This is a genomic window from Fictibacillus arsenicus (genome assembly GCF_001642935.1).
GTDB lineage: Bacteria > Bacillota > Bacilli > Bacillales > Fictibacillaceae > Fictibacillus > Fictibacillus arsenicus_B.
The window spans coordinates 3,418,910-3,436,283 of the sequence record NZ_CP016761.1 but is presented as its reverse complement, the minus strand read 5'-3'; the positions used below and the strand labels follow the sequence as shown (position 1 = coordinate 3,436,283).

Sequence of the window (17,374 nt, the reverse complement as noted above, 5' to 3'; positions counted from 1 at the left end):
ATGATAAGTAAGCAAGAACTGATGCAGCAAATCAAAGGGAGAATCATCGTGTCTTGCCAGGCGCTTTCAGATGAACCACTGCACGGATCAGATATTATGGCAAAAATGGCGATCGCAGCAGAACAAGGCGGGGCAGCGGCTATTCGGGCGAACAGTAAAGAAGACATAATCGCCATAAAAAACGTAATCCAGCTGCCGATGATCGGCATCGTAAAACGAGATTATCCAGACAGCGACGTTTTTATCACGCCTACATTGAAAGAAGTGCAAGAGTTGTTAGATGCGAAGACGGAGGTTGTTACCATTGATGCGACTTCCCGCCAAAGACCAGGAAACCTCAGTTTGGAAGAAATGGTGGACTATATCCGTCAACAATCTAAAGCGTATATCATGGCGGACATATCCACGTTTGAAGAAGGAATCATGGCAATCGAGCTGGGTGCTGATTTTATTTCAACCACCCTTTCCGGCTACACGCCTTACAGTCCTCAAATGAAAGAACCCGATTTTGAACTGATCAAGCAGCTATCTAAACTTGGGAAAGTCCCTGTCATTGCAGAAGGAAGAATCTCAACACCTGCACAAGCCAAAAAAGCACTCGAGCTAGGTGCCTTCTCGGTCGTAGTAGGCTCAGCCATCACCCGGCCGCAGTTAATTACAAAACGATTTGTAGAGGAAGTTACTCTTTTAAATCGAAATATTACGTGATTCGTCATTTTCCAACAAGCTATAAAACCTTTGAGCTGGTGAAATGGCGGAACGTTTTTAAAAAAATAGTCGTGCCAGTGAAAGGAGCACTTATTCAATGAAAATTGCAACCTTACAAACCGCGAGTCCACTCGTTTTAATTCCAAGCATCTATAAATCGCTCACAAAAGCAGAGCAAAAGGTAGCTGATGTGATTACAGCCGATACACACGAAGCCGTTTATTACTCGGTTACGGATCTCTCTGAAAAAGCAGATGTCGGGGAAACGACGGTTATCCGTTTTTGCCGGAAGCTTGGTTACAAAGGCTATCAGGAATTCAAGCTCGCAGTCGCACAAAACCTTGTAAATCCGAATGAATCGGTTTACGGAAAAATTGAAGATACAGACAGCATTGATGTAATCGCGAAAAAAATCACATCACAAAATACAGGTTTTATTCAGGATACCCTTGGTTTAATGAACCAGAACAATCTGGAAAAAGTCGCGCAGAAATTATTAAGTGCACGCAAGATTTCCTTTTTTGGAGTAGGCTCATCAGGAATAACTGCAACTGATGCGAAGTACCGTTTTATGCGAATAGGCTTCAATGTTGATTGTTCGGTGGATTCACATATCATTGCCATGAATGCGGCACTTGCAACAAAAGAGGATGTCGTGATCGGCATCTCAACATCTGGCAGCACGAAGGATCTCGTGGACGCCGTACGTATCGCAAAAGAAAATGGAGCTTTTGTGATCTGCCTTACGAACCATAACCGTTCACCGATCACGAAATACGCTGATGAAATCTTGCTCGCGGCTTCCAGAGAAACACCGCTTCAAGGAGGCTCTTTCGCAGCGAAGATGGCCCAGCTTCATCTTCTCGATATTCTAACAACGGTTGTTCTCTTACAACAAAAAGAACAATCCATTCAAGCAATTGAAAAAACGGCAAAGGCTGTTCTGGATAAGATGTATTAAATCGATGGGGTGAAGAGCCTTATGAATCTTAAAAACTATAAGCCTGTTTTAACGAGACAGTCCGACTTTCATACTTTTTGGGAAAAACGAAAGGTATCTTTTCAGCCTGATGTCACGGTAAATTGGCTCGATGACTATCCGGTGATACAAGTAAAAGTGGCAGATGTTACATTTACTTGCCGAGACGGAACACCGATCAGAAGCTGGATGATCACACCGAACAGCAATCAAAAATCGTATCCGGCCGTCGTACATTTTCACGGATATACAGCAGGACGGGGAGCGGTTCATGAGTTTTTAAAATATGCACTGATGGGAGTCGCAGTCTTTTGTTTTGAGCTCAGAGGTCAGGGAGTTTCACCAGACCATGCTCATTATAATAGAGGAAACTATCTTCCGGGTTGGATGACGAACGATATTCAGAATCTCCAAAACTATTATTACGTGCATGTGTATGACGACATGGTTGCCTATCTATCTTGGGTAAAATCATTAAATTTCATAGATTCTGCACGGCTAGCTGTGATGGGTGAGTCACAAGGCGGAGGTCTGGCGCTTGCAGCGGCAGGATTAGATTCCGACATCAAACTCGCAATCTCTGATTTTCCATTTCTTTCTCATATTGAGAAAGGAGTAGAGATTGCTCTAGGCGGGCCGTATGTCGAGGTAGTGCAGTATTTTAAATACAACAACCCGACACGAGATACCTATGAGAAAATCATGAAAAACCTTTCCTATGTGGATGCGATGAACTTTTGTCCGGATATCTCATGTCCGGTTCTTATGAGTATCGGATTAAAAGACACTGTGACACCTGCTGAAACGGTGTTTGCTGCATTTAATCACTTGTCTTCGAAAACAAAAGAGATCGACATTTATCCGGACTACGGCCATGAGCCAAATCACTTTAAAGAAGAACGCCGTCTGGAATGGATCGCAAAGTATTTGTTGTAAAACGTCTTAAGGGGTGTGGACGTATGAATCGAGATGTCAGTATCGGCATTGATATCGGAGGAACAAAAATCGTTGCGGGACTTGTGACGAATCAGGGCGAGGTCCTATATAAACAGATCGTCCCAACGGCAACAGAAGGAAAAGAACATATCATCTTTCAGCTGCAGCAGTTAATAAATAATCTTTTAAAAGAAGCAAATAAGTTAAGGTTGCCGACGTTAAAAGGCATCGGGATCGGTACCGCGGGTCAGATCGACTTTAAAAAAGGAATCGTCAGAAGCGGAACATCGAATATTAAATACTGGAACGATATACCGCTTAAACAAGAAATGCAGCGCTTATTTGGGTTCCCGGCCTGGATTGATAATGATGTGAATGTAGTGGCTCTCGCTGAATCGTATCTTGGTGCGGCGAAAGGATATGATAACGTCGTTTTTTTAACACTTGGAACAGGAATTGGCGGAGCGGTTATTCAAGAAGGAAAGCTTTTGCACGGAGAATGGGGAGGGGCGGCAGAACTTGGCCATATGTCGGTTGATCGAAACGGTCCTGAGTGTAACTGCGGCTATAATGGTTGCCTCGAGGCGTATGCTTCTGGAACCGGAATCGCCAATCAAATGAAACAGTACCTCATAAAAAAACCTGAGCTCTACGACGGATCGATTGAAAACATAACTGCACGTGATGTGTTTCAATGGGCATACGAAGGAAAACAACATGCCAAATCAGTTTTAGATGATTCGATGGACGCCCTTGCCTACGGAACCGTTAACATCATTCACGCATTCAATCCTTCTCTTCTTGTTTTGGGAGGCGGGATCATTGATCAACATAACTGGATTAATCAGGATTTACAGAATCGTGTACGAAACCTTGGTATTTCATCACTTGTTCAATCTGTTTCTTTTGCAAAAGCAGCGTTTGGAGACGAAGCAGGCGTGATCGGCGCTGCATATCAATGCTTTTTGTACAGCAAAAATGTTCAGAAGGAAGGTGCATCTTATGAAGGTTGAAAAATCAGCAGATATTGTGATTATTGGTGGAAGTACTGGAGGATGTGCAGCCGCACTATCTGCGTGCAGAATGGGCTACAAAGTCATCCTGACAGAAGAAACGAAATGGATCGGCGGACAACTGACGAGCCAAGCCGTACCACCGGATGAACACCCATGGATCGAACAGTTCGGCTGCACACAAAGTTATCGTATGTTCCGCCAAAAAGTACGGGAACATTATTTGAGCCGGTATTCGGTAAAGACAGAACACCGCCATCTCATGTTCAACCCTGGTAATGCAATCGTCAGCCGGATTTCACATGAACCTAAAGCGGCACTGCAAGTTCTCCAAGAAATGCTTGCTCCATACGTACATAACGGACTTATTACTATTTTAACCGAGCATAGAATCACTTCTGTTCATTGTGACGGAGACTACATAAAAGCCGCAACAGTCATTCATGAAACCACTCAATCTGAACTTGTATTAGTAGGAACTTATTTTCTCGATGGAACTGATTGCGGTGATGTGCTGCCACTCGCCAATGTTCCATACGTGACAGGGGCAGAATCCCAGGCACAAACGGATGAACCAAATGCTGTTACAGGTGATCCTGAGCCTCTTAATATGCAGGCAATTACTCACTGTTTTGCTGTTGATTATCGCGAAGGAGAAGACCATACGATTGAAAAACCAGAATCCTATTCCTTCTGGCGGGATTACCAGCCTAACGTTTGGCCGGATCGGCTATTAAGCTGGACAGCACCTCAGCCGATCAGCTTAAAACCCATCACATATTCACTCATGCCGAACGCCAATCAATTCTCACTTTTTCACTATCGACGATTAATCGATTCCTCTCAATTTGACAACAACGAATTTCCTCATGATATTAGTTTAATAAATTGGCCGCAAAATGATTATCTGTTAGGACCTGTTTTTGAAATTGAAGAAAGCGAACGCAGACTTCATCTAAAACAAGCAAAAGACCTGAGTTTGTCGCTTTTATATTGGATGCAAACTGAAGCTCCGCGGCCAGATGGCGGGGAAGGTTATCCAGGATTGAAGGTGAGACCTGACGTTGTCGGGACGGAAGACGGACTTGCGATGTATCCGTATATCCGCGAATCCCGCAGAATCCAAGCTGAATTTACTGTGCTGGAGCAGCATTTAAGTGCAGAGATTCGCGGAGAAAACGGTGCTGTCCAGTATGAAGACTCTGTTGGAATCGGGTGCTATCGCATTGATCTTCATCCTAGTACAGGTGGAGACAACTATATCGATATTTCATCCTTGCCGTTTCAAATTCCGCTTGGCAGTTTTATACCGGTTCAATTTCAGAATCTGATTCCTGCTTGTAAGAATATCGGAACGACTCATATTACAAACGGCTGCTACAGGCTTCATCCGGTTGAATGGAACATTGGGGAAGTGGCTGGTTATCTTGCTGGCTACTCGCTTCAAAAGGGTACGATTCCAAGATATGTTCGAAACCATGATCCATTGTTAAAAGAATTTCAAAAAATGCTCACACAGCAAGGGATCGAACTTCAATGGCCAGTTATTCATGCCGTGTAAGGAGGTGACTTTTTCGTGATAGATGAACTGTGGAAAGATTATGTACCTGAAAGTACCCGTGAATCAGATTTTGATGCGTTTTGGGAAGAGACTAAACTCGAGTCTAAGAAACAACCACTTGAGGTCCGACTTACTGACATTCCTTACCCGATTTCAAGTATTCATGCTCAAAAACTAACGTTTAATGGGTTTAATGGAACAGATATTGCAGGTTTTTACTTGAAACCTGATTCTGTAAAAGAAAACTTACCATGCTTGCTCGTTTTACATGGGTATGGCGGAAACAAAGGGTCAATCGCTAATTACGCAAAATACCTCATGATGGGTTATGCGGTAGTTGCACTCGACACGAGAGGTCACGGGGAATCAGCGAACGGCAGTTATCCCGCTGGCGGAACGGGTTCTTGGGTAACGCAAGGTATTCTGGATCCGCGCACTTATTATTACCGTCACGTTTATATGGATGTGATCCGTGCGATGGATGTAATCGAAACGCTGCCTGAACTGGATCATGAAAGGATTGTAATTTATGGTGCAAGTATGGGAGGAGGTATTGCGCTTGCCGTTGCCGGATTGGATAATCGAGCGTCATTTGTGATCGCCGATGTACCAAATATGTGTGACCTTCCGCTCGCAATCCAGTTGAAAATGGAAGGCTCGCTTGTCTCAGTAGAGCAATTTCTTCGTCAATATCCGAATCAGCTTAAACAAGTGTTTAAAACGTTATCTTATTTTGATAATAAGAACTTGGTGGAGAATATCAATTGTCCAGTGCGATTTTCAGCAGGAGGCAAAGATTCGATCTGTCCTCCACAGACCATCTATGGTGTTTATAACCTGATAACGACTGAAAAGGACATCATTTATTATCCATTCTCTGGCCACGACCTTCCAGGAAGTATAAGCCATACAGATCATCTTATAACAATGCTTTCTGAATACGTAACAGAAAGGGTGACAGAGAGTTGAAAGAAACAACCATTTTGTGGGTTGATTTCATCGCGAATGCTGACTATCTAGCTTCAAAAGAAAATCAAAAGACGTTCATAAAAAATGCGAAAAATGCTGGTGTAACAAGGCTTGTCATTGATGCGAAGATTCCTTTTGGCCAGGTGACATATCCAAGTTCTATCGCGTCGCACGTAAGTTCTGTACAAGACGGCCGCTATGATGTGTGGAGGGGGAGGGACTTCTTAAAAGAGATGCTGGAGCTCGGGCATCAAGAAGGGTTTATTGTACTTGCGAACCTCGATGTTTTTGCAGAAGGCGAGAAAGCAGCGGAAGAAGGTGTAGCGTATGAGAAAAAAGAGTGGCAGACGATCTTTTATCAATACGAACCTTCTCGTAAAAAAGGAGAATTTGTTGCAGCGGAAGACAGCAGTGAATACGCGGTCTGGGTGAACCCAATCCTTCCTGAAGTGGAAGATTACGAGCTTTCTATACTACAAGAAGTCGTGGAAAACTATGATGTAGATGGCGTTGTGCTCGACCGCTGCAGATACCCGAACGTTTATGGCGATTTTAGCGATTTCAGCAGAAATAGATTTGAAGATTTTACAGGAGAGAAGCTGAAAAATTGGCCGGAAGATATCCTCTCTTTTACAACAGAAGGAGAGCTAGCCAGGGGGACCTATTTTAATAAATGGGCTGAATGGCGCGCGGGAAACATCACAGAATATGTAAAAAAAGCAAAGAAAATCGTTAAGAAGAGAAATTCGAATCTATTATTCAGCATCTATGTGGGGTCGTGGCATCCGCTTTATTATCACGAAGGTGTGAACTGGGGCAGCAACACGTTCCAGCCGGATTACGATTGGACTTCTGAAACCTACCATGTAACTGGCTATGGTGATGAGCTCGATTTCATCATGACCGGCTGCTATTATCCGGATGTGACGAAGGACGAGGCGATTGCCAATCAAAAGCCAGCCGACTGGTACAGTGTTGAGGGTGGAATTGATGTGAGTCTAAAGACGTTGAACGGAAAGACACCTGTTGTTGCCTCTCTCTATCTTAAAGACTATGAAAAAAATCCAGAACAGTTTTTAAAAGCGATTAAGATGTGCAAAGAAAGGTCAGCCGGTGTGATGCTGTTTGATACAAGCCACTTTAATAGCTTTCAATGGTGGGATTTAGTTAAAAAGCCCTCTATAAAACAGTGAAAACAGCCGTTGACAAAATTGTCAGTATTATCTTAAAATTAAGAAAGTGGAGGAATTTTTCTTCTTTATCAAATTTTAGGAAACAAAATTCCTTTTTTACGGGTTGGAAACATGCTAGTCATTTTGAAAAAATGAGGGGGATGTAAAGTGAAGCACGTAAAAAAAGTGTTGGCATTCGTCATGATTTTCTCACTCTTAGCTCTAACCGCTTGTAATGACTCGTCCAGTGGCGGAGCGAAGGATGAAAAAGCAGAAATTACATTTTGGACCATTTCATTAAGCCCTACTTTCGATGATTACATCAACGGCATGATCGCAGATTTTGAGAAAGAAAATCCAAACATTAAAGTGAAGTGGCAGGACATTCCTTTTGATCAAGTAGAAAAGAAAACGCTTACTGCGGCAGCTTCTGGTCAGCTTGGTGATGTTATGAACCTGAACACCGATTACCTGAAAAAACTAGCTGCCCTTGGCGCAGTTAAAAACCTAGAAAAAGATACAAAAGACGTTAAGGACGACTTCTTCCCAGGCATCTGGGATGCAGGAAAACTTGAAGATGGGACGTATGCATTGCCATGGTACCTTTCAACAGGTGTTGTTCTGTACAATAAAGAACTTTTAAAGAAAGCCGGCTACGATAATCCTCCAACAACAGAGGAAGAAGCGTGGGAAATGTCGAAAGTGATTAAGGAAAAAACAGGTGCAATCGGGCATCTAGTTAAAGACATCCACGTTTATCTGCCAGCGAACGGAGCAGATATTGTCTCTGAAGACTTAAAGAGTGCTGCGATCAACAACCCGAAAGCACTTGAAATTTTTAAAGAGTTTAAACAGCGCTATGATGACGGTTTGATTCCGAAAGAAGCGGTTTTAGGCACATACAAGCATAATGAAGCATTCGCGCAAGAGAAACTGGCATGGTGGAACATTGGACCACAGCTGTTCAGACAGGTAAAAGACTTGTCGCCTGAAGTGTATGCGAAGTCTGATGCATCACCGGCGATCCTAGGTTCTGAAGAAAAGATCCACGTAGGAATCATGAACGTTGCAGTTGCTGAGAAAACAAAACATCCAGAAGCAGCGATCAAGTTCGCGAAGTTCGTAACGAACGCTGAGAACCAGCTTGCATTCGGTAAAATCGTACCGATTCTTCCATCGGTTATTGAAGCAACAGAGGATGAGTTCTACACGGATGTTAAAGAAGCAAAAGACCCGGCAGATAAGGGACGCTACCTAGCTGCAAAACAGCTGGAAAAAGGCGCGAACCTATTCCCGCCGGTAGAGAACATCTCTCAAATCAACAAAGCGGTTCAAGAAGAATTCCAGAAAGTATTGCTGGAAGATAAAGATCCGGAGCAGGCATTGAAAGATGCTGAGACGGAGATTAATAAGCTGTTGAAGTAGAAGTTGAGTGTGCGTGCGAGGCAGCATGTGCGCATAGAACCTCTCGTTTGGTGCATAGAAGTCGAGTTTAGGTGCATAGAACGGCTTTTAGCGCATAGAGCTGTAGATTGAGTGCATAGACTAATCACTTTGGTGCATAGAAGACGAACTTTGGTTCATAGACCTCACATTACGGTGCATAGATGCAGTCAACGCAATTCCATAATGAACAAAAAGGCTGACGCATACGGCTTGGCGTCAGCCAAGTTTCATTAGTAGCTCTTTTTAGTAGAAAGAAAGGGGGGCATTTCATGTATAAAGCTAGAACAGCTTGGTTGTTTTTGATCCCTACAGGTGTCCTGCTGCTCACGTTCAGTATCATTCCGGCGATTGCGGCACTTGGCCTTAGTTTCACAAACTATAATGTCTTCCAGCCGATCGAATGGGTCGGCATAGAGAACTTTTCGAGAGCCTTCTCGGACGAAGATTTCTGGAACGCGCTCTGGAACACGTTCTATTATTGGATTCTCGTTACACCAGCTTTAATCGTGATCCCGGTTTTTCTAGCGATACTCGTGAACCAGCAGCTAATGGGAATTAAAGTATACCGGTTGATTTTTTACTTTCCGGCACTCGTTTCCGTTGTTGTAACAGCAATTCTTTGGACGTGGATGTTTAAGAGTGACGGACTTTTTAATGCAGCTCTTCATTCAGTAGGAATCAACCCGGTCGACTGGCTGACTGATAAATTCACCGCCATGCCAAGTTTGGCAATCGTAACGGTTTGGCAGGGGCTAGGTTATTACATGCTCTTTTACCTCGCCGGTTTGCAGTCCGTTTCAAAAGATCTTTACGAAGCGGCTGAACTGGACGGTGCGGGCTTTTGGGCAAAACATATCTACATTACGTTTCCAAGCCTGAAGCCGATTATCTTCTTCGTTACCGTTATCTCCACCATGTCAGCGTTTAAAGAGTTCACGCTCATGTTAACGATGACAGCAGGCGGACCGATCGGATCTACCACAACTCTCGTCTACATGATTTTCGAAAAAGCATTCACAGATCTCGAAATGGGTTATGCAAGTGCAGTCTCAACGATCTTATTTGTCATAATCCTCATCTTAACGCTGATAAACAAACGTGCGCTGGACACGACACAACAATAGGGAGGTGACAAAATGGAACTAAAAACTGTGGAACTGCAGCCGAAGATTCAAGTGAAAAAATCGAGAAAGCTATCTTTAAAACACCGAAGAAATTTATTGCGCTGGGGAATCTCTTATACGCTTTTAACCCTTCTCGCGGTGGTCACGATCATGCCCTTCTTATGGACGGTATCAACATCACTTAAAGGGCAGAACGAGACAATCTTTTCCTATCCGCCTAATTTTATTCCGGAGAACCTTACATTCGAAAATTTTGTCACCGTATGGAACACATTGAATCTGCCTTTATATTTATGGAACTCAGTGGTTCTGTCCTTTTGGGGTGTGCTTTTGCCATTATTCTTTTGTTCACTGGCGGCTTTTCCGCTGGCACGTATGAATTTTAAAGGAAAAAATCTCGTGTTCATGACCATCCTAGCCACGATGATGATCCCTGGCGAAGTAACGATGATTCCTGTTTACTTGACGATCTCAAAGCTCGGCTTGATCGGAACGTATTCTGGTGTAATCCTGCCTGGTGTCGTCAGCGCGTTCGCCATTTTCCTCATGCGGCAAGCGTTTATCGCAATACCTAAAGAACTTGATGAGTCAGCTATTATCGATGGCGCTAACGCTTGGCAGATCTGGTGGCACATCTTGCTTCCAATGGTAAAACCAATGCTCGCGACACTAGCAATCTTAAAGTTTATCGGGGCATGGAACAACTTCCTATGGCCGCTCCTGATCCTTGAGGACTCTAGCATGTATCCGTTAACCGTCGGATTGTATGAGCTAAAAGGAACGTTCGTTTCAAACACTCGTTTAATTGCAGCAGGGGCGCTCATTGCCTTGATTCCAATTTTAATCGTGTTTATAGCTTTCCAAAGCTACTTCATCAAAAGTGCTTACTCCAGCGCGGTAAAAGGTTAAGAGAAAGGGGGAATCTTCATGAATGGTGTTATGGGAAAAATGAACGTACTTTGTGAATGGCTGGTGCGCCTCGTCCTGATCCAGTTCTATTGGGTGCTGTTCTCGTTACTTGGCCTCGTTGTATTCGGGCTAGTTCCATCCACCATGGCGATGTTTTCTGTCACGAGGCAACTCTTTTTGAAAAATGGAGATGTCCCTCTTTTTCGGACCTTTAAAGAAAGCTTTTTTAATCAATTTTTGAAAGGAACAGGTGTGGGAGCAATCCTGCTTCTCGTAACCGGTATTTTATATGTAGATTACCGTTTTTTTATCGAACATGAAACCATGAGTGTAGTGGCTATACTTATTCTAGCAATTAGCTTTTTTGCAGGAATGATTGCGTGTTTCCTTTTCCCCGTCTACGCACATTATAATGTCCCGGTTTGGGAAGGAATCAAAAAGAGCGTGTTTGTGTGTTTGTCCCATTTGCATTACGGATTGATTGCAGTGGTTGGAACAGGATTGCTGATGCTGCTGTATGTGGTGTTCTCGGGACTGCTGATCTTAGTAGGCGGCAGCACCATAGCCATGTTTTTAACCATACTTGGACAAAAAGTATTCAGAAATATAGAGCAAAAATATTTAGCATTGCAACGGAAAGAAGCTCATTAAATTAGACGGACATTTCATGGGAATGCCGTTTTTTCTTTTGATTACAGAAAAAAGGAGTAAAGAGAGATGAATAAAAAGATTGCACTTGTTCCTGTTGACGCGAGGCCGGTTACGCGTGATTTGCCCGGTCAGATTGCCAGAATTGGCGGCTGGGATGTTGTGATTCCCCCGAAAGAAATACTTGGTTTTTTAAAAACACCAGGGGATGTTGATGCCGTTCGCGAGTGGGTGAAGGGAGTTGCACCTGAAGTTGATGGGTTTGTCATTTCAACAGACATGCTTTGCTATGGCGGTCTTGTTCCATCCAGAATCTCTACAGATTCGTACGACGTTTTAAACAGTCGTTTAACTTTCATAAAAAAATTGAAGGAAAAGTATCCTGAAAAACCGGTTATGGCGTTCAGTGCCACAATGCGCATCTCCAATAACTATGTGAATGAGGAGGAGAAGCCGTATTGGTCTGAGTATGGAAAAGAGATCTATGCGTATTCGTATCAGTATCATCGATTTTTGAAGACCGGTTTAGAGGAAGCACAGCTTCTTGTAAAAGAGATGGAGGGAAAAATACCGTCAGCTATTTTACAAGATTATAAGGAAACGCGGGAGAAAAATTATCAGTTGAATCAGGCTCTCTTAAAAGGGATCGAAGAAGGCTGGCTCGATCGCCTCGTTTTCCCGCAGGATGACACTTCTGAGTATGGACTGAACATCTTGGAGCAGGAGAAGCTTTTAAGGGAAGTTTTGGAGAAAGAGCTTTTTACGAAAGTAGCGATCTATCCGGGTGCTGATGAAGTGGCGAATTCCTTGGTTGCACGTATGATTTATGAGCTGGAGAACATACAAAAGCCTACCTTCTTTTCTTTTTATAGTGGTGAAAAAGGCGCACTAATCAATGCACTTTATGAAGACCGACCAATCGCGGAAAGTGTGAAGGGGCAAATATATGCTTTTGGCAGTATTATAGAGGCGACTCCTGGGGAAGCGGATGTATTGCTCGCGGTTAATGTGCCAGGAAAAAGGCAGGGAGATCCAGCGATTCAGATTTTTTTAGGGGAAGTCGATACAGCAGACCGGAACATCGGCGAGTGGGTGCAGCGGATCAAACATTACATCAGTAAAGGGCAATTGGTTGCAGTGGCCGATGTAGCTTATGCGAATGGTGCTGACCCCGCGATGATTCCGCAACTGTTGGCGGCAGTGGAAGTTCGTGAATTGTGTGGGTTTGCCGCATGGAATACAGCAGGCAACACACTAGGAACAGTCGTCGCCCAGGCAGCTATGGTTCACTTGGCAAAAATGAAAGACGTGGATGTTAATCAGTATTTCATTGATGAACAAATCCTGTACCGATTGCTGGAAGACTATGTTTATCAGACGGTTGTGAGACAAAAAGTGCGAGCAGAAGTGAAAGATGATGCACCCGATTTAGCGAAAAGAGTGGAAGAGAAATTTTTGGGAGAAGTTGCTTCGTTCATAAAGAAAACTTCTTATGAAAAGGACTATAATGGGTTAATTGGGAAAGTGTTTTTGCCTTGGAACCGCACGTTTGAGATCGGGTTTGAGCTGGAGTTAAAACAGAAAATAGGTCGATGAGTCGAGAGTATAATTCTAAAACTAAAAAGAGGTATTACACTCTTACATGTGCAATACCTCCAATCTTATAATCTGTCTTTTACTTGTGAATATAAGGAATTTCTTCTTACTTCTTTTTCGTTCTCATACTGTGTTTTGAACTCTGCAGCATGTTTTGTATCAAAGCCGTTTCTCTTTAGGTCGTTCTTAAGTGCGGAATAGATGGTGTTAAATGTTTGATCGGTTTTAGCCTCAAGGTTTTCACCTGCAGATTTATACTTCGATACAAAATAGCCGATTCTGATTTTTTCACCATTCGCTTTTTTCGTACGGTATTCTGATTCTGCATGTCCAACAAGAGCAGAAAGTCTACCATTTGCTTGTGATTGCAAGGATTGAAATACAGGACGATAATTATTTTTTATTTGTTGTACGGTTACCTTTTTAGGTTTTGGCTGCGAATGATTATTATGGTTAGTAGAAGAAGTTGGCTGTGTTGATGCCGTTGCGTTTTCTGGTTCATTTTCTGTAGAAGAGGCAGATGGTTCTTGATTTGAATTAGAATCAGTACTTGAATCATCACTGTCTGTCGACGTATTTTCAGAAGGTGGAACTGGTTCATCTGTTGTAACACTGTCGCTAGGAAGATCAATCTTGTATTCTTCCTCCGTAATCTCGGTAACTTTTTTATCTGCTGTGTCGTATGTTTTCACATTTATTATGTAATAAACATATCCGCCGACACTTGCAGCTATAAGACCCAAGGCCAAAATTGAATATAGTAAGGTTTTTTTCATTAAATCCTCCGATTTTATTATTTTAGAAAATCATATTAATTTTACCATCAAATTCCTATATAAACAATTCAATTTAACAAAAAATTGACGTATTAACCATGAAACGATAGCATGAAATAAGGGTATTTCGCCCATAATGGTATACATATGTCCTGATTAAAGGAGAGAATTTGCGAATGGCTGAAAAAGTAAAAGTAATGACAATCTTCGGTACAAGACCGGAAGCGATTAAGATGGCACCACTTGTATTGGAGTTAGAAAAATATAATGAACAGATTGAATCCGTTGTAACTGTAACGGCTCAGCACCGTGAAATGCTGGATCAAGTTTTAGAGATTTTTGGTGTGACACCAGACCATGATTTAAATATCATGAAGGATCGTCAATCTTTGATTGAAGTGACGACTCGTGCACTTCAAGGGTTAGATAAAATCATGCAGGATGAGAAGCCTGACGTTGTCCTAGTTCATGGCGACACGACAACTACATTTGTTGCGAGCCTTGCTGCACTTTATAACAAAATTGCAGTTGGACACGTTGAAGCAGGACTTCGTACGTGGAATAAATATTCTCCGTATCCGGAAGAAATGAACCGTCAGCTGACTGGTGTTATTTCAGACTTGAACTTTGCACCGACTGATACAGCGGCTAAAAACTTGATGAACGAAAATAAGCCAAGTGACAGCATTTATGTAACAGGGAATACCGCAATTGATGCATTAAAAACGACTGTAAAAGATAATTACTCTCATGAAGTTCTTGAGAAGTTAGGTGACGACAGATTAATTCTGTTAACCGCTCACCGTCGTGAAAACTTGGGTGATCCGATGCGTAACATGTTCCGTGCAATCAAGCGGTTAGTTAACGAACATGAAGATGTACAAGTGGTATATCCTGTACACTTAAATCCTGCAGTGCGTGAAGTAGCAGACGAAATCCTAAAAGGTGACAGCCGCATTCATTTAATCGAGCCTCTCGGAGTTGTAGATTTCCATAACTTCGCATCTCGTGCTCACATCATTCTAACGGACAGCGGCGGTGTTCAAGAAGAAGCACCATCACTAGGTGTTCCGGTTCTTGTGCTTCGTGACACAACGGAGCGTCCAGAAGGAATCGAAGCCGGTACATTAAAGCTTGCTGGAACAGATGAAGAAACGATTTACGGACTAGCGAAGGAACTGCTTACGGACGACGCAGCATATGAATCGATGTCTAAAGCATCTAACCCATACGGTGATGGAGAAGCAAGCCGTAGAATTGTAGAAGCAATCCTGCATTACTTCGGTAAATCAACAGAGCGTCCAGATACTTTCCGCGTTCTATAGTACAAAAGTAGGGGTCTGACCCCACACAAATACAAAACAACAAAACCTCCACGTCAGGCGGACACATCCGCTGACGTGGAGGTTTTTTCATTGCTCTTTATTCTATAAGGTCTATTTTAATCTTACAACGCTTTTAAACTTCTATTTATTTATCACCACTGCATTCTTACTTGAATCCCACTTCACATCGGCACCGAAAGCTTCTGACAGGAATCGAAGCGGAACGACGATGCGGTTATTGATGCTGATTGGTGCTGTATCAATCGCCTTGTTTACTCCATTTATTTTGACGACATTTGATAGATATTTAAACTCTACCGTTGTTCCATCCAGCTCTGCTTTAACTGTTTCAGTCGCAGCATCCCATTCTACTTTTGCACCTAATGTTTCACCGATTCCTCTTAACGGAGACAGTGTTCTACCGTCGATGGCAACAGCTGGCTGATCATAATTTTGCATAACTCCATTCACCATCACATCAATCTCATGCAGCTTTTCATTTCTAGCATATAAATAACTATCAATCTCAGATGTAGGTCCCATTACGATCAAAGGTTTTTTCTTTGAATCCATCCATGTAAGCAACGTTTTCATGTTTGCCTCTGAAACGGCCACACATCCAGCTGTAGCTGAAGTAGAGCTTTTCCACATATGCAGAAATATCGCGCTTCCTTTCCCAGCCACAATCGGGTTTTCATTGTATTTAATAACAGCACCATACTTGTACAATGGATGATTCATTCTCTCAAATGACTTCCAGCGAGAGTAAGGATTCCCGCTAAAATAAATCCACTTGTTGTATTCAGGTGAAGTTACATCATCCACCCAATAATCATAGGAGGTGGTTTGACGGTAGGGATATTTGCTGTCAGCTGGTTTCGCTGCCCAGCCAAATCCAAGCCCCATGTTATAGATTCCAGTCGGAGAAGCACCGCCGCCTTCTTTCATGACTTGGGCAAATCCGTTATACCCAATCATCGCTGGCATATCGCCAAACACCTTCATCCAGACTCCGTTCACTTTTTCGTATGTTGATAGTTTTGCGTATTTTGTTTCCCAGCCGTTTGCTTCCACAATCATCATCTGAGATTCGTTAAAAAACTTGCTGGATATGAGTTTTTGCCGTGGAAATTCCCCAGCAGAAGCTGGTTTAGCAAAAATGCTCAGCAATAATACTAAAGCTGCTCCACTCAACATCAATCTTTTTTTCATTATTTCACCCTCTATTATCTTTTTATTTAATCGTACCGAAACCTTTAAATGTTCACCAGTACGAAAAGTCCTTATAATCTTTTGAATATAACCCATTTTTTGAGGTGTGTGAAAACGATAACGAAAACTAACAAAATCGAGTAAATATAGTAATGCTGCAGTTGATTTTCAGAGAGTAATGTAACTGGGATGTAAGACAGAGTGAAAATTAATGTTATGTATAGAACGTGGACCTTAAGTGTAATAACAAAATAAATTGAAGCCGCTACAGGTGCAACCGTTAACAGAAAAAGTAAAACGAATTCTGAAACATGATGTGAAAAAGGATAATGTGAGGATAGAAACTTCTGAAGGGAAGGGTTTAAGAGATAGATTGAAAAAGAAGAGGTCACGGAAATACTTAACCAGCATGAGAAATAAATAATCTTTTTCAAGGCCGTACCCTCCTGTATAATTTTTACTATAAGTTTATTTTATATAAAACCACTTAGAAAATAAATTCTAAAAGGAGTCTTTTATGGGATATATCCATGATTTACGAAAACTAGTAGGTACAAAGCCGATCATCATGGTCGGAGCAAATGTAATTTTGCTTAACGAAAAAAATGAAGTTCTTATGCAACTAAGAACAGACAATCATACGTGGGGATTAGCTGGTGGCGCTATAGAGCCAGGTGAACGCTTAGAGGAAGCTGCCAAAAGAGAGCTTCATGAAGAAACGGGTCTAATCGCAAAGCAGCTCACTTTTTTCAACATCTTTTCCGGAGAAGAGTTTTATTATAAATATCCTCATGGAGACGAAGTGTACAATGTCATTACATCTTATATATGCAGGGAATACGAAGGGGACCTGAAAGTGGATGAGCACGAGGTTCAATCTCTTCAATTCTTTCCGCTTAACGAACTTCCATCTAACATTAATCCAGTAGAAATTCCTATCATCCAGGAATTTCTCTCCTCACAAAAAGAGCTGCAAACAAAATAATAAAAAGCCCCGCCA

17 protein-coding genes are annotated in these 17,374 nt (G+C 42.4%); 14 read left to right on the top strand and 3 right to left on the bottom strand.

All coding sequences use genetic code 11. The features are described 5' to 3' along the window. The 12 genes from ABE41_RS17490 to ABE41_RS17435 all read left to right on the top strand — a co-directional run bounded on the left by ABE41_RS17490 (nucleotide 1) and on the right by ABE41_RS17435 (nucleotide 13,061). On the top strand, nucleotides 1-708 hold the full coding sequence (locus tag ABE41_RS17490) for an N-acetylmannosamine-6-phosphate 2-epimerase (RefSeq protein ID WP_216637403.1): 708 nt from the start codon (nucleotides 1-3) through the stop codon (nucleotides 706-708). Nucleotides 709-805: 97 nt separating this feature from the next. After that, nucleotides 806-1,669, top strand: coding sequence for a MurR/RpiR family transcriptional regulator (locus ABE41_RS17485; RefSeq protein ID WP_066293147.1), 864 nt, complete (start codon nucleotides 806-808; stop codon nucleotides 1,667-1,669). A 21-nt stretch (nucleotides 1,670-1,690) separates the two neighbouring features. After that, nucleotides 1,691-2,623: an acetylxylan esterase gene (locus tag ABE41_RS17480; RefSeq protein ID WP_066293145.1), complete on the top strand. Its 933-nt coding sequence runs from the start codon at nucleotides 1,691-1,693 to the stop codon at nucleotides 2,621-2,623. Between the two features lie 23 nt (nucleotides 2,624-2,646). Continuing rightward, nucleotides 2,647-3,636 carry an ROK family protein gene (locus ABE41_RS17475; protein WP_066293143.1) on the top strand — a complete coding sequence of 330 codons (990 nt, stop codon included), beginning with the start codon at nucleotides 2,647-2,649 and terminating at the stop codon, nucleotides 3,634-3,636. Continuing rightward, nucleotides 3,626-5,197 (top strand): FAD-dependent oxidoreductase, encoded by a 1,572-nt coding sequence (locus ABE41_RS17470; protein WP_066293140.1) that lies wholly within the window; start codon nucleotides 3,626-3,628, stop codon nucleotides 5,195-5,197. Before ABE41_RS17475 ends, ABE41_RS17470 begins: the two co-directional genes overlap by 11 nt. A 15-nt stretch (nucleotides 5,198-5,212) precedes the next feature. Then, nucleotides 5,213-6,166, top strand: a complete 954-nt coding sequence (locus tag ABE41_RS17465; RefSeq protein ID WP_066293136.1) for an acetylxylan esterase — start codon at nucleotides 5,213-5,215, stop codon at nucleotides 6,164-6,166. After that, a complete protein-coding gene (locus ABE41_RS17460; RefSeq protein WP_066293135.1) occupies nucleotides 6,163-7,359 on the top strand; it encodes an alpha amylase family protein in 1,197 nt (398 codons plus the stop codon). Before ABE41_RS17465 ends, ABE41_RS17460 begins: the two co-directional genes overlap by 4 nt. Before the next feature lie 147 nt (nucleotides 7,360-7,506). Further along, nucleotides 7,507-8,763 (top strand): ABC transporter substrate-binding protein, encoded by a 1,257-nt coding sequence (locus ABE41_RS17455; protein ID WP_066293132.1) that lies wholly within the window; start codon nucleotides 7,507-7,509, stop codon nucleotides 8,761-8,763. Between the two features lie 290 nt (nucleotides 8,764-9,053). Then, nucleotides 9,054-9,908, top strand: coding sequence for a carbohydrate ABC transporter permease (locus ABE41_RS17450; protein WP_066293129.1), 855 nt, complete (start codon nucleotides 9,054-9,056; stop codon nucleotides 9,906-9,908). A gap of 12 nt (nucleotides 9,909-9,920) precedes the next feature. After that, nucleotides 9,921-10,817 carry a carbohydrate ABC transporter permease gene (locus tag ABE41_RS17445; protein WP_066293127.1) on the top strand — a complete coding sequence of 299 codons (897 nt, stop codon included), beginning with the start codon at nucleotides 9,921-9,923 and terminating at the stop codon, nucleotides 10,815-10,817. An 18-nt stretch (nucleotides 10,818-10,835) separates the two neighbouring features. After that, nucleotides 10,836-11,468 carry a YesL family protein gene (locus ABE41_RS17440; protein WP_066293124.1) on the top strand — a complete coding sequence of 211 codons (633 nt, stop codon included), beginning with the start codon at nucleotides 10,836-10,838 and terminating at the stop codon, nucleotides 11,466-11,468. 66 nt (nucleotides 11,469-11,534) lie between these two features. Further along, nucleotides 11,535-13,061: a DUF4127 family protein gene (locus tag ABE41_RS17435; protein WP_066293121.1), complete on the top strand. Its 1,527-nt coding sequence runs from the start codon at nucleotides 11,535-11,537 to the stop codon at nucleotides 13,059-13,061. A 65-nt stretch (nucleotides 13,062-13,126) separates the two neighbouring features. On the opposite strand, the gene ABE41_RS17430 is transcribed toward ABE41_RS17435, so the two are convergent. Then, nucleotides 13,127-13,837: a hypothetical protein gene (locus ABE41_RS17430; protein WP_066293119.1), complete on the bottom strand. Its 711-nt coding sequence runs from the start codon at nucleotides 13,835-13,837 to the stop codon at nucleotides 13,127-13,129. A 176-nt stretch (nucleotides 13,838-14,013) separates the two neighbouring features. Here ABE41_RS17430 and wecB point away from each other — a divergent pair, with 176 nt between their 5' ends. After that, nucleotides 14,014-15,162: a non-hydrolyzing UDP-N-acetylglucosamine 2-epimerase gene (gene wecB, locus ABE41_RS17425; protein ID WP_066293116.1), complete on the top strand. Its 1,149-nt coding sequence runs from the start codon at nucleotides 14,014-14,016 to the stop codon at nucleotides 15,160-15,162. Nucleotides 15,163-15,303: 141 nt separating this feature from the next. On the opposite strand, the gene ABE41_RS21280 is transcribed toward wecB, so the two are convergent. After that, a complete protein-coding gene (locus tag ABE41_RS21280; RefSeq protein ID WP_066293112.1) occupies nucleotides 15,304-16,374 on the bottom strand; it encodes a stalk domain-containing protein in 1,071 nt (356 codons plus the stop codon). A 71-nt stretch (nucleotides 16,375-16,445) separates the two neighbouring features. Then, nucleotides 16,446-16,808, bottom strand: coding sequence for a hypothetical protein (locus ABE41_RS17415; protein ID WP_066293110.1), 363 nt, complete (start codon nucleotides 16,806-16,808; stop codon nucleotides 16,446-16,448). Between the two features lie 83 nt (nucleotides 16,809-16,891). Here ABE41_RS17415 and ABE41_RS17410 point away from each other — a divergent pair, with 83 nt between their 5' ends. Next, nucleotides 16,892-17,359 carry an NUDIX hydrolase gene (locus ABE41_RS17410; RefSeq protein ID WP_066293108.1) on the top strand — a complete coding sequence of 156 codons (468 nt, stop codon included), beginning with the start codon at nucleotides 16,892-16,894 and terminating at the stop codon, nucleotides 17,357-17,359. Nucleotides 17,360-17,374: the final 15 nt, after the last annotated feature.

Coding starts and splice junctions, on each gene's coding strand:
- ABE41_RS17450 (WP_066293129.1), top strand. CDS start 9,054: ATGTATAAAGCTAGAACAGCTTGGTTGTTTTTGATCCCTACAGGTGTC.
- ABE41_RS17445 (WP_066293127.1), top strand. CDS start 9,921: ATGGAACTAAAAACTGTGGAACTGCAGCCGAAGATTCAAGTGAAAAAA.
- ABE41_RS17435 (WP_066293121.1), top strand. CDS start 11,535: ATGAATAAAAAGATTGCACTTGTTCCTGTTGACGCGAGGCCGGTTACG.
- ABE41_RS17480 (WP_066293145.1), top strand. CDS start 1,691: ATGAATCTTAAAAACTATAAGCCTGTTTTAACGAGACAGTCCGACTTT.
- ABE41_RS17485 (WP_066293147.1), top strand. CDS start 806: ATGAAAATTGCAACCTTACAAACCGCGAGTCCACTCGTTTTAATTCCA.
- ABE41_RS17490 (WP_216637403.1), top strand. CDS start 1: ATGATAAGTAAGCAAGAACTGATGCAGCAAATCAAAGGGAGAATCATC.
- ABE41_RS17470 (WP_066293140.1), top strand. CDS start 3,626: ATGAAGGTTGAAAAATCAGCAGATATTGTGATTATTGGTGGAAGTACT.
- ABE41_RS17410 (WP_066293108.1), top strand. CDS start 16,892: ATGGGATATATCCATGATTTACGAAAACTAGTAGGTACAAAGCCGATC.
- wecB (WP_066293116.1), top strand. CDS start 14,014: ATGGCTGAAAAAGTAAAAGTAATGACAATCTTCGGTACAAGACCGGAA.
- ABE41_RS21280 (WP_066293112.1), bottom strand. CDS start 16,374: ATGAAAAAAAGATTGATGTTGAGTGGAGCAGCTTTAGTATTATTGCTG.
- ABE41_RS17440 (WP_066293124.1), top strand. CDS start 10,836: ATGAATGGTGTTATGGGAAAAATGAACGTACTTTGTGAATGGCTGGTG.
- ABE41_RS17430 (WP_066293119.1), bottom strand. CDS start 13,837: ATGAAAAAAACCTTACTATATTCAATTTTGGCCTTGGGTCTTATAGCT.
- ABE41_RS17475 (WP_066293143.1), top strand. CDS start 2,647: ATGAATCGAGATGTCAGTATCGGCATTGATATCGGAGGAACAAAAATC.